Genomic DNA, 10,436 nt, shown 5'->3' with positions numbered 1-10,436 from the left:
GCCGGCGCGGGGCCGGCCGGCGCGGGGCCGGCCGGCGCCGTGCGCCTGATCGCCGGGGCACGGCGCCGGCCGGGGCCGCGCCGGTTCAGCGGCAGTACGTCTTGCCGGCGTAGATGCAGCAGTGGATGCCCGTGGAGGTCCACCAGCAGGCCTCGGCGCGGGCGGTGGTCTTCGGCAGCATCCTGCTGAGGAGGCGGTCGCCGATGCGGTTGACTGCACGGATCATGGGGGGATCTCCTCACGTCGAGCCGGGCCGAGCCGGCTGCGGGGTTCCGACCGGCGCACGCTGCCGAGATGATCAGCGCTCGCTGGCCCAGAAGCTAACCCCGGCGATCTGCACCGACAAGGGGCCGGCCGCCGCCCGTCCCCGTCTTGTGCACTCTGCGATCAAGGTCCGCCGGGCGTTGGTGCTTTCTGCCATGCCGCCCGCTCTTGACGCGACGCCGGCGTGATGGTCAGACGGCGCACCACCACGCCGAGCAACCGGTCCCCCGGGTACAGGCCCCGCTGCCGCGAGTCGACGCTGTCCGGGTTGTCGCCGAGCACCGCGAGCGCCCCGTCCGGCACCGTGCCGCCCTCGCCGGCGATCCCCGGCGGCACGGGGTCCCCGGGGACGGCGGCCACGCGCTTGACGTTCCAGGTCCGTCCGTCCGCGCCCGCGGGACCCGGCAGGTACGGGCCGTCCGGGGGCGGCTCCAGCACCACGACGTCCCCGCGCCGCACCCGGTGCAGGGGCCGGCGCCGCGCCAGCACGCGGTCGCCGTCGCGCAGCGTGGGCAGCATGCTCGCGCCGTCGACCGTCACGACCACCAGGCGGGTGCGCGCCCACCCGAGCGCCACCAGCGCGCCCGCCGCGAGGCCCGCCGCCGCGAGGCCCGCGCCCCCGGGAAGCCGTCCCCGCGCATTCGACATTCGGCTCATGGCCGACCGATGGTAGCCGCCGCCGGCGGGCCGCTCACAGCAGCGGCAGGACGGTGGTCCGCTCGATCGCGGCGACGCCGCCGACGCGCACGGACGGCCCCGACGGGCCCCGCCGCGCGACGGCCGTGACGGCGGACGGCGCGCCGAGCGCGTCGCCCATGTCCACGGTGATCTCGATGTCACCGCGTCCGGCCAGGTGGGCGGCCAGGCAGGCGGTGCTGTTGGCGTTCGCGATGTCCTCGGGGACGCCGATGGACGGCGCGAACATGCGGGCGGCGCCGCGTCCGCCATCCATGGCGTGGACGTAGGCGCCGAGCAGCCCGAGCTCATCGCACGCGGCTCGCAGCCGGTCGAGGTCGGGGGCCAGGGCCGCCAGCGCGGCCCGGTCCGCGACGGGGACCAGCAGCCGGGGCCGCCCCACCGACGCCACGCGGGGACCGTCTCCGGGCGCCGGCGGGGTGGCGCCGAGCGCGGGGAGCATCAGTTCGCATTCCTCCGCGGTCGCGTCCCGCAATTCCACCGGCCCCGGATCGAACGTGCACTCGAAACGGTTTCCGTCGCGCACGGAACCGCCCGAGAAAACGCGCTTCGATGTGCGGAGAAGAACCCGGAAGTCGTCACTGCCGGCGCGTTCGGCCAGGACGGCCAAGGCGGCCACCGTCCCGTGGCCGCACGCGGGAAGCTCGCCCTCGGCGGTGAAGAAGCGCACCGAGACGGCCGCACAGGAATGGTCGTCGCCGCCTGGCGAAAGGAAAACGGCGTGCGAGGTTCCCATCCGGACGGGAACGGCGCGGCGTTCGGCGTCGGTCATGGGCCGGTCGTCCAGGACGGCGGTCGGGCTGCCCCCGCCGCCGTCCCGCCGGCATGCGTTCACGATCGTGGCGGCCTGACCGCGTGCGTCCATGATCCGGATCCTACGGCGGCCCGGCGCGGGCGACCCCGGCGCGGCTAGGACGGGCGCCGCTCCCCCGGCCCCTCGATGTACCGGGCGAGCCATGCGGGGACGCGCGGCCGGGGATACGCCTCGAGGTCGTTCTGGTAATGCTCGGGCGCCAGCAGCTGGTCGTAGGGAAAGGGACCGTCGCCGTAGTCGTAGTTCACGGTCGTCTCACCGCGATTGGTGACGGTGAGGAGCAGCCGCCACCAGGGCCCGGAGGGCATCAGCGCCACCGCGTGCCGCTGCTCGCGGACGAGCGCGGCGACCGACTCCGGCACGGGGACGACGACCGACCGGTGGTACGACGAGAACCGCAGGTACGCGATCTCGGCGGAGATGGTGAAGGCGAACTCCGCCCACAGCCACTCCCATTCGGGCGGCCCGAGGAGGGCCAGTTCCTGCACGATCGGCTCGATCAGCATCGACGCCTCTGCGGCGACCACGTCGATGTCGTCGCCGGCCAGAGGGTCGTGGGGCAGCGGGCCGACGATCCTGATCCCGTCGGCGTCCTGCTCCTCCTCCGGCCCGTCCTCTTCGAGCCACCGCACGAAATCGGCCATGTACTCGTCGGAGCCCATTCCGTGGCCGGTGGAGCCGGTGGAGCCTGCGCGTTCCTGCGCGACGAAACGGTCAACGGCCTGCTGCGGGGGAACGGACGACGACACCTCCTCGATGCGGCCGGAGTCGCCCACCAGGAAGACCGATCTGCCCACCGGCATCTCCAGGAACGCCATGGGGTCGGTCTCGTCGACCTCGACCGGGGCGCACACGCTCCACCCGGCGTCGAAGCGGTCCGCCTCCAATCCCTCGGTGGGGTAGTCCAGGCCGTGGGAGCGGATCCACTTCACCACCAAGGAAATCGCCTGCGCCTCGTCCATTCGCCGGACCTCCCGCGTGCCGTTCCACGGCACCCTACCCGCCCCGCGGGCGCCGGAGAGCGGCGAACCTCACAGTCCGGCCGCCTACCGCACGCTCCGGTGAAAGACCATTCTGAGCGGATGGACGTGCGTTTCGCCGAGGACCACGTGCGTTTCCTGAGCTATGGCTTTCGCGGCGCGTCGGTGCACCCCGCGGGAATGGTCGCGCCCGCCCGGATCCGCGACGCCGACTGGCGCGCCATCAGGCCCGAGATCCGGACCGCGTCCGGCGAGACGCTGTTCGTCCCCCGCGAGCGGAAGGCCGATCTCGAAGCGTTCTGCCGCCGCCACGGGATCGCCGAGGCGTCGCGTCCCGACACGTGGGCCGATCTGCTCGAACCGTTCCTCGACACGCGGATCGACGCCGATCAGGAACGCGCCACGATCGTCCGGCTGAACCGCGCCGGATTCACTCCGACCGAGATCACCGCCGTCCGGAAGCGGCTGGCCCCGCTCATGCTCGCCTACAACTTCGACGCCATGGTCTGGGAATGGGTCCATCTCGGCCTCTTCGACCTCCTCACCGCCGCCAACGCTCCCGTCATCGACCCCGCTCTCCAGGCCGAACTCGGCGACCGGGCGGCGTTCTACGAATGGGCGATGGCGATCGCCGACCGGCGCCCCTGACCACGGAGCACGCGGCCGCCCGCCGGACGTGGGCGCGGTTTCGCCGGTGACGGAGCCGGCGCGCGGCCGGGAAGCGCCCTGTGCTCCCGGCCGCGCGGTTCCGTCGTCCGCGATCGTCCGCGACTCGAACGGTGCGGTGCCGCTCAGCGCCCGCTGCGGATCCGGGCGGCCTCCATGTGGATGCGCTCCTCGGTCGCGAGGAGGTCGGCCTCGGCCTTCGCGGTGCGCATCTGCGCGCGCATCTCGCGGAAGCTCGGGGTGCGGCGCCGCTCGGCGGCCCTGGTCCGGCGTCCCGCCCGGGCCCGTGAGAACCGCTGGAAGAGGCTCATGTCCGTCACTCCTCATCGCCACCGGCCCGGCTCGGGTGCCGGACCGTTGTCCCGCGACAACAGATGCCCTTTTCTTCCCGCTTCATTCTCCGGCTCAGGCGGCGGCCCGTGCGGAGCCGGCCGCCGCGGACCCGGCCGGGGGCGTCGCGCTCGGCGGTACGCCGTCCCGCCCGGCGCGCGTGCGGAGGCCGGACGCGATGACGGCCGCGCCGAGCGTCGCCGCCGCGACGGGGACGACCAGCGCGACGCGCAGTCCGTCCAGTCCCCCGCCAGCGGCGACGTCGACGGCGGTGACGGCCGACAGCCCGAGCGCCGTGCCGAACTGCATGGCGGTGTAGAGCAGGCCGCCCGCCAGGCCGTGCGCGTCCTCGGCGACGCCGTCGGTGGCGGCCATGGTCAGCGGCCCGTAGGCCAGCGCGAACGACAGCCCGAGCAGGCACAGCGCCGGGAGCATGGCGACGTAGGTCCAGTCCATCCCGACGGGCAGGAACAGCGCGTAGGCGACCGCGGCGACCACGATGCCGGCGAGCAGCACGCGGGTGTTGCCGAACCGGTTCACCAGGCGCGGCGTCAGGACGGGGGCCAGGACGGTGTCCAGCCCGATCACCAGCATGGCCAGGCCCGTCTGCATCGTGCTCCAGCCGCGCAGTTCCTGGAAGTACAGGGTGGCCAGGAACTGGAAGCCCGCGAACGCGGCCAGGAACAGCAGCGCGGCCGCGTTCACGCGGACGAGCGGGGCCGTCCGCAGGAGGCCCGGGCGCACCAGCGGCGACGGGGAGCGGCGCTCGACGCGGGCGAACAGCCGCAGCAGCGCCAGCGCGGCGGCGAACACGCCGGCGGTCACGAAGGGGCCGTCGCCGGCGCGCTCCAGCCGGACGACCCCGTACACCAGCAGCAGCATCGCCCCGGTCAGCGTGAACGCCCCCGCCAGGTCGAAGCCGTCCGGGGAGCGCTCGGCGCGGGCGTCGCGGACGAGGACCAGCGCCGCCACCAGGATCAGCGCCGACAGGACGACCGGGGCGAAGAACACCCAGCGCCAGCCGAGCGAGGCGAGCGCGCCGCCCGCGACAACGCCGAGCGAGAAGCCGCCCGCCGCCGTCCCCGCGTACACGCCGAGCGCCCGGGTGCGCGCCGGCCCCTCCGGGAAGGCGGACGTGACCAGCGCCAGCCCGGCGGGCGCCATGAACGCGGCCGCGACGCCCGTGACGAACCGGGCGGCCAGCAGCGTCCAGCCCTCGGTGGCGAGCCCGCCGAGCCCGGAGAAGACCAGGAAGACCGCCAGCCACAGCACGAACATCCGGCGGTGGCCCAGCAGGTCGGCGGCTCGGCCGCCCAGCAGCATGAACCCGCCGTAGCCGAGCACGTAGGCGCTGACGACACCGCTGAGCATCCCAGTGGACAGGCCGAGGTCGGCCCGGATCGACGGGAGCGCCACGTTCAGCATCGCCACGTCGATCCCCTCCAGGAAGATCGCGCCGCACAGCACCAGGAGCACGCCCCAGGCGCGGCCCGCCGGGCGCCCGCCGGATCCGGTGACGGAATTGGACATCGGTGCTCGACTCCCTCTCGTCGGGGAACCGCGCCCCGGGGCGGTTCCCCGAGTGCCCGCCGGTTCCCTCTTGTTACCGGCGTAATCGTCGGGCACCATCGGTGACCATGGAAGACGGCACTCTCGAGTCCCTCGGTTACTGCGGGGATACCGGCGTCGACGACGACGTCCTCCAGTGGGACCAGCGCGCGGACTGCGAGGTGCGGCAGATCCTCGACCGCATCGCCGACAAGTGGTCGCTCCAGGTGATCGCGCTGCTGGACAAGCGGAGCCTGCGCTTCACCGAGCTGCGGCGCGCGATCGACGGCGTCAGCCAGCGGATGCTGACCCGCACGCTGCGGCATCTGGAGCGCGACGGGCTGGTGAGCCGGACGGTGCGCCCGACCGTCCCGCCGCGGGTGGACTACGCGCTGACGCCGATGGGCGCGACCCTCCACGGCACCATCCGCGCCCTGGTCGTCTGGACGGAGGAGCACCAGAACGCCATCGCGGCGGCGCGCACCGCCTACGACCGGCGCGCGGCCGCCGAGCAGGAGGCCGCCGAACGCGAGGCGGCCGATCGCGACGCCCTCGCCCGCGCCGTGCTGCCGCGCCGGGACTGACCGCGTTCGGCGCGGCGGCCGTTAGGGTTGGGGCATGCGTTGACCCCTGCCCGGAAGCCGGGCGCCGCCGCCGTCTCCTTCGTGCCGATCGACATCCGAGTCCACGAAGGAGACCTTCACCATGAGCACGTCGATCCGCATCGACGTCCCCGAGGCGCTGGCCGCCTCGCACGCCAGGCACGGCGGCGCGTCCGGCCGTGCCTGGATCGCGGCGCTGCCCGACCTGGCCGCCGCCTTCCTGGACCGCTGGGAGCTGCGGCCGGACGGTCCCGGACGGCACGGCATGGCGTCCCTCGTCCTGCCGGTGACCCGCGCGGACGGCACGCCCGCCGCGCTCAAGCTCCAGCCGGTCACCGACGAGCACGCCACCGAGCCGGTCGGCCTGCGCGTGTGGAGCGGCGACGGGGCGGTCCGCCTCCTCGACCACGATCCCGGCACCGGGACGATGCTGCTGGAGCGCCTCGACGAGGCCCGGCCGCTGTCGTCGGTGGCCGACGACACCGCCGCCCTGGAGATCCTGGCCGGGCTGCTGGCGCGCCTGGTCGCGGTGCCCGCCCCGGACGGTCTGCGCCGCCTGGCCGACATCGCCGCCGCCATGCTCGACGAGGTGCCGCGTGCCGTGCCCGCGCTGGCGGACCCGGCCGACCGGCGGCTGGTGCGGACCTGCGCGTCCGCCGTGGCCGAGCTGGTCGGCGAGCCCGGCGACCGGCTGCTGCACTGGGACCTGCACTACGACAACGTCCTCGCCGGGGACCGGGAGCCCTGGCTGGCCATCGACCCCAAGCCGCTCGCCGGCGATCCCGGCTTCGACCTGCTGCCCGCGCTGGACAACCGGTGGGACGAACTGGTGGCCGCCGGTGACGTCTCACGCGCGGTGCTCCGCCGCTTCGACCTGCTGACCGAGGCCCTCGGCCTGGACCGGCGGCGGGCGGCCGGATGGACGCTCGGCCGCGTCCTGCAGAACGCGCTGTGGGACGTCGAGGACGGCGAGACCGCGCTCGACCCGGTCCAGGTCACCATCGCCACCGCCCTGCTGCGCCACCGGATGTCCGGAAGGAGTGCGTGATGCCGTTCGTCGATACGCCGCTGACCGCCGCCATGAGGCGCGCGGTCCAGGACGCCTGGGGACGGCCCGTCGACGGCGAACCCGTGCGGCTGTACGGCGGGGAGGAGTCGGCCGCGTACCGCGCCGGCGACATCGTCGTACGCGTCGGTCCCGCGAGCCGCACGAACACCGAGGCAGAGTGGTGCCACGGGATCGCCGCGCATGCCGCCGCCGGCCTGCCGGAGGCGGTCGCGCCGCTGCGCGCACGCGACGGGACGACGGTCGTCCGGGTCGAGGGCCGGCCCGTGTCGGTGTGGTCCCATGTCGCGGGCGAGTGGCCGGACGCCGACGAGCCGCAGATGCGGACGCAAGGCGCGCGCCTCCTCGCCCGGCTGCACCGCGCGCTGGCGTCCCACCGGCCGCCGCCGCGCCCCGTGCCGTCGTTCCTGGAGACCGGCCTGTACGGAGAGCCGCCGCACGACGTCCCCGCGTTGGCCGATCCGGAACTGGACCGCTGGCTCGCCGGGTTCCACCGCCGCCGCCGCGTGCGCCACCCGCTGCACGCGGACTTCTACACCGGCAACACCCTCGCCAGGGACGGCCGGCTGGTGGCGGTCCTGGACTGGGACGAGGCGTTCGTCGGAGCGCCCGAGCTGGAGGTGGCGTCCGCCGCGCTCGAATGGGCCGACGAGCACGGCGACGCGCCGGACGAGCGGCGCCGCTTCATCGCCGACTACCACGACGCCGGCGGCACCGCGGGCGAGATGGACGACGAGACGGTCGTCCAGCTGATCAGGCACCGGCTGCGGCGCGAGGCGGCCTACTTCGAGCACGCCCGGCGACGGGGCGCCGTGCACGACGAGGACGACCTCGACTACCACGAGCGCCGCGTCAAGACCTTCTTCGCCCTCCGGCCGTAACACCCGAGGCCGCCCACCGACCACCGAGCACCGAGCACCGAGCACCGAGCACCGAGCACAGGCGAACCGGCCGGGAGCACGACCCGCGGACGTCCTTTCCGTACTTTCGGCCGGTTCCGCGGGCGGCGCGGCTCCCTAGCGTCGTGCCCATGAACGCAGCGGATCGACCGCGGCCGGCCGGGGCCGTGCTGTCCGGCATCGGGCTGGGCCTCGTGTTCGCCCTGGGCATCGCCTTCACCACCTACATGCTCATGGACAGCTGGGGCGGGACGTCCTGGGTCCTCGACCTCGTCATCTCCGTCGCGGTGTGCGCGCTAGCGCTGCTGCGCGGGCGGTGGCCCCTGGGAGCGGCGGTCGCGGCGCTGATCGTCTCGGCCGCCGCGATCGCCGTGTCCGCGGCCGCCGACCTGCCGCGGGAGCCGGGGCCCGTCACCGCGCTCGGTCTGGCGGTGCTCGTGGGCTCCGCGCTCCGCAGGCTGCCCGTGCCCGCGGCGGCCGCCGTCGGCGCGGGCGGGATCGCGGTGGTCGCGTCGGCCCGGATCGCCGAGCACGGCGCCGTCACCGTACTGGCCGCCCTGATCATGATCGGTGCCCTGGTCACCGGCGCGGGCCTGCGCGTGTTCGACAAGGTGCGACCGGACCGGGAGCATCGGGCCACGGCCGCGCGGCGGCCGTACCCGTGACGAGCGCAAGGAGAGAACGAAACAATGGCGAACGGCGCGGTCCGGCGGTGGTGCGGCACGGCCGCGTTGATCGGTTCCCGCCGATGGGCCGGGGCCGCCTCAAGCGCCGGGCTCGCCGCACTGTTCGCCGCGGCCATCGCCTACCAGGCGGTCGCCCTCGCCGACAGCTGGGGCATCGCGAGCTGGCGGCTCGGCGGTCCGGCCGCGGTGGTCGTCTGCGCGCTCGCGCTGCTGCGCCGCCGGCGTCCGGCGTGGACGGCCGCGGGCGGCCTCGCCGTCGCGGCGACGGCGATCGTCGCGGCGCGCGCGGCGGGACTGCCCACCGAACCCGGCCCGGCCATGGTGCTCGGACTGGCGGTGCTGATCGGCACGGCGGTCCGGGTCCTTCCCGCCGCCAAGGCCGGCGCGGTCGCCGCCGCCGGCCTGGCCCTGGCCGTCGCCCGCCTGGCGGCCGACCCTCCGGTCAGCGCGAGCGGCGCGTCCTCGATGGCCGTGCTCTACGCCGGGGCGTGGCTGGCGGCGGTGTCGGTGGGCCGTTGGCTGCGGACGCTCGACGCCCACGCCGCGGCGACCGCCGAGCGGGTGCGCCGCGAGGAGCGCCTCGAGCTCGCCCGCGAGCTGCACGACATCGTCGCCCACCACATCACGGGGATGGTGATCCAGGCCCAGGCCGCCCAGATCGTCGCCCGCAGGGACCCGGCGAACGCGGCGGAGCCGCTCGCCGGAATCGAGACCGCCGGCACCGAGGCCCTCGCCGCCATGCGCCGCGTCGTCGGCCTGCTGCGCGACACCGCCGACGCCGCGCCCGCCTCGCCCGGGCCGGAGCGGCTCGACGAGCTGGTCGAGCGGTTCAGCGCGGGCGGGCCGCGGGCGACGCTCCGGTCCTGCGGCGGCACGGACTGGCCCCCGGAGGTGACCAGCACGGTGTACCGCATCGTCCGGGAGGCGCTGACGAACGTCCGTCGGCACGCGCCCCAGGCCGGCTCGGTCGCCGTGACCGTCGCGGAGGAGCCGGAGGGCGTCACCGTGCGGGTCGACGACGACGCCCCGCCGGGCCCGGCCCGGCCGCATCATCGCGCCGGGTACGGGCTCGTCGGCATGCGCGAGCGCGTCGAGACGCTCGGCGGCACGCTGGCCGCCGGCCCCCGGCCCGGCGGCGGCTGGTCGGTGCGCGCGGTCCTGCCCCTCCGGGAGTCCCGATGACCATCACCGTGCTGATCGCCGACGACCAGACGATGATCCGCGGCGGCCTGCGGCTCATCCTGGAGGACCAGCCCGACATCCGGGTGGTCGGCGAGGCCGCGGACGGGGCCGAGGCGGTGGAGGCGGCGCGGCGGCTGCGCCCGGACGTGTGCCTGGTCGACATCCGGATGCCCCGCCTCGACGGCATCGAGGTCACCCGCGCGCTGGCCGGGCCCGGCGTGCGCGATCCGCTGCGGGTCGTGGTGGTCACCACGTTCGACCTGGACGAGTACGTGTACGGGGCGCTGCGCGGCGGGGCGGCCGGGTTCGTGCTGAAGGACGCCGGCCCCGCGCTGCTCGTCGAGGCCGTCCGCGCGGCCGCCAACGGCGAGGCGCTCGTGTCGCCGTCGGTCACGCTGCGGCTGCTGCGGCACCTGACGGCGGGCGGCGCGCCGGGCGCGCGCACCGCGGACGTCCCGCTGTCGGAGCGGCAGCTGGAGGTCGTGCGGGCCGTCGCGCGGGGCCGCACCAACCAGGAGATCGCCGCCGAGCTGTTCATCTCCCTCAGCACGGTGAAGGGCCACATCGCCGGCGTCCAGAGCAGGCTGGGGTTCCGCAACCGGATCGAGATCGCTGCGTGGGCGTGGGAGAACCGCATCGTCGAGGGCGGCTGACCGGCCGCGAACCGGCCGGCGGCGAACCGGCCGAAAGTACGGTCTCCGGC

The 10,436-nt window shown here is 75.2% G+C and carries 13 protein-coding genes; 7 read left to right on the top strand and 6 right to left on the bottom strand.

The genetic code is table 11. The features are described 5' to 3' along the window. Nucleotides 1-85: 85 nt before the first annotated feature. The 4 genes from amrb99_RS45220 to amrb99_RS50360 all read right to left on the bottom strand — a co-directional run bounded on the left by amrb99_RS45220 (nucleotide 86) and on the right by amrb99_RS50360 (nucleotide 2,736). A complete protein-coding gene (locus tag amrb99_RS45220) occupies nucleotides 86-226 on the bottom strand; it encodes a hypothetical protein (RefSeq protein WP_190868267.1) in 141 nt (46 codons plus the stop codon). Between the two features lie 161 nt (nucleotides 227-387). Next, nucleotides 388-921, bottom strand: a complete 534-nt coding sequence (locus amrb99_RS45215; RefSeq protein ID WP_206700364.1) for a S26 family signal peptidase — start codon at nucleotides 919-921, stop codon at nucleotides 388-390. Between the two features lie 34 nt (nucleotides 922-955). Next, nucleotides 956-1,825 carry a PhzF family phenazine biosynthesis isomerase gene (locus amrb99_RS45210; RefSeq protein ID WP_190868266.1) on the bottom strand — a complete coding sequence of 290 codons (870 nt, stop codon included), beginning with the start codon at nucleotides 1,823-1,825 and terminating at the stop codon, nucleotides 956-958. Nucleotides 1,826-1,869: 44 nt separating this feature from the next. Further along, nucleotides 1,870-2,736, bottom strand: a complete 867-nt coding sequence (locus amrb99_RS50360) for a hypothetical protein (RefSeq protein WP_206700363.1) — start codon at nucleotides 2,734-2,736, stop codon at nucleotides 1,870-1,872. Between the two features lie 120 nt (nucleotides 2,737-2,856). Between amrb99_RS50360 and amrb99_RS45200 the strand changes: the two genes are divergently transcribed. Next, on the top strand, nucleotides 2,857-3,402 hold the full coding sequence (locus tag amrb99_RS45200; RefSeq protein ID WP_190868265.1) for a hypothetical protein: 546 nt from the start codon (nucleotides 2,857-2,859) through the stop codon (nucleotides 3,400-3,402). 143 nt (nucleotides 3,403-3,545) lie between these two features. Here the strand turns inward: amrb99_RS45200 and amrb99_RS45195 are convergent, their stop codons facing one another. Together amrb99_RS45195 and amrb99_RS45190 are read right to left on the bottom strand one after the other, a co-directional pair. After that, the gene (locus tag amrb99_RS45195) at nucleotides 3,546-3,731 is read right to left on the bottom strand and encodes a hypothetical protein (protein ID WP_190868264.1); all 186 of its coding nucleotides are present in this window, start codon (nucleotides 3,729-3,731) and stop codon (nucleotides 3,546-3,548) included. Nucleotides 3,732-3,825: 94 nt separating this feature from the next. Next, entirely contained in the window at nucleotides 3,826-5,280 is a 1,455-nt protein-coding gene (locus amrb99_RS45190) for an MFS transporter (RefSeq protein WP_190868263.1), read from the bottom strand. Between the two features lie 107 nt (nucleotides 5,281-5,387). On the opposite strand from amrb99_RS45190, the gene amrb99_RS45185 reads away from it, so the two are divergent. From amrb99_RS45185 to amrb99_RS45160, 6 genes are all read left to right on the top strand, one after another. After that, the gene (locus tag amrb99_RS45185) at nucleotides 5,388-5,882 is read left to right on the top strand and encodes a helix-turn-helix domain-containing protein (protein WP_190868262.1); all 495 of its coding nucleotides are present in this window, start codon (nucleotides 5,388-5,390) and stop codon (nucleotides 5,880-5,882) included. A 121-nt stretch (nucleotides 5,883-6,003) separates the two neighbouring features. Continuing rightward, nucleotides 6,004-6,948 carry an aminoglycoside phosphotransferase family protein gene (locus amrb99_RS45180; RefSeq protein WP_190868261.1) on the top strand — a complete coding sequence of 315 codons (945 nt, stop codon included), beginning with the start codon at nucleotides 6,004-6,006 and terminating at the stop codon, nucleotides 6,946-6,948. Further along, complete coding sequence (locus tag amrb99_RS45175; protein ID WP_190868260.1) at nucleotides 6,948-7,847, top strand: phosphotransferase; 900 nt, start codon at nucleotides 6,948-6,950, stop codon at nucleotides 7,845-7,847. Before amrb99_RS45180 ends, amrb99_RS45175 begins: the two co-directional genes overlap by 1 nt. Before the next feature lie 149 nt (nucleotides 7,848-7,996). Beyond that, on the top strand, nucleotides 7,997-8,530 hold the full coding sequence (locus amrb99_RS45170; protein ID WP_190868259.1) for a metal transporter: 534 nt from the start codon (nucleotides 7,997-7,999) through the stop codon (nucleotides 8,528-8,530). Nucleotides 8,531-8,554: 24 nt separating this feature from the next. Next, on the top strand, nucleotides 8,555-9,733 hold the full coding sequence (locus amrb99_RS45165; protein ID WP_190868258.1) for a histidine kinase: 1,179 nt from the start codon (nucleotides 8,555-8,557) through the stop codon (nucleotides 9,731-9,733). Beyond that, nucleotides 9,730-10,386, top strand: coding sequence for a response regulator transcription factor (locus amrb99_RS45160; protein WP_190868257.1), 657 nt, complete (start codon nucleotides 9,730-9,732; stop codon nucleotides 10,384-10,386). Before amrb99_RS45165 ends, amrb99_RS45160 begins: the two co-directional genes overlap by 4 nt. The last annotated feature ends 50 nt before the right edge of the window (nucleotides 10,387-10,436 follow it).

It is taken from the genome of Actinomadura sp. RB99, assembly GCF_014706005.1.
Taxonomy (GTDB): Bacteria; Actinomycetota; Actinomycetes; order Streptosporangiales; family Streptosporangiaceae; genus Spirillospora.
This window is presented reverse-complemented; position numbering and strand designations above follow the sequence as displayed.

Coding starts and splice junctions, on each gene's coding strand:
- amrb99_RS45195 (WP_190868264.1), bottom strand. CDS start 3,731: ATGAGCCTCTTCCAGCGGTTCTCACGGGCCCGGGCGGGACGCCGGACC.
- amrb99_RS45160 (WP_190868257.1), top strand. CDS start 9,730: ATGACCATCACCGTGCTGATCGCCGACGACCAGACGATGATCCGCGGC.
- amrb99_RS45180 (WP_190868261.1), top strand. CDS start 6,004: ATGAGCACGTCGATCCGCATCGACGTCCCCGAGGCGCTGGCCGCCTCG.
- amrb99_RS50360 (WP_206700363.1), bottom strand. CDS start 2,736: ATGGACGAGGCGCAGGCGATTTCCTTGGTGGTGAAGTGGATCCGCTCC.
- amrb99_RS45175 (WP_190868260.1), top strand. CDS start 6,948: ATGCCGTTCGTCGATACGCCGCTGACCGCCGCCATGAGGCGCGCGGTC.
- amrb99_RS45215 (WP_206700364.1), bottom strand. CDS start 921: ATGAGCCGAATGTCGAATGCGCGGGGACGGCTTCCCGGGGGCGCGGGC.
- amrb99_RS45210 (WP_190868266.1), bottom strand. CDS start 1,825: ATGGACGCACGCGGTCAGGCCGCCACGATCGTGAACGCATGCCGGCGG.
- amrb99_RS45220 (WP_190868267.1), bottom strand. CDS start 226: ATGATCCGTGCAGTCAACCGCATCGGCGACCGCCTCCTCAGCAGGATG.
- amrb99_RS45200 (WP_190868265.1), top strand. CDS start 2,857: ATGGACGTGCGTTTCGCCGAGGACCACGTGCGTTTCCTGAGCTATGGC.
- amrb99_RS45190 (WP_190868263.1), bottom strand. CDS start 5,280: ATGTCCAATTCCGTCACCGGATCCGGCGGGCGCCCGGCGGGCCGCGCC.
- amrb99_RS45170 (WP_190868259.1), top strand. CDS start 7,997: ATGAACGCAGCGGATCGACCGCGGCCGGCCGGGGCCGTGCTGTCCGGC.
- amrb99_RS45165 (WP_190868258.1), top strand. CDS start 8,555: ATGGCGAACGGCGCGGTCCGGCGGTGGTGCGGCACGGCCGCGTTGATC.
- amrb99_RS45185 (WP_190868262.1), top strand. CDS start 5,388: ATGGAAGACGGCACTCTCGAGTCCCTCGGTTACTGCGGGGATACCGGC.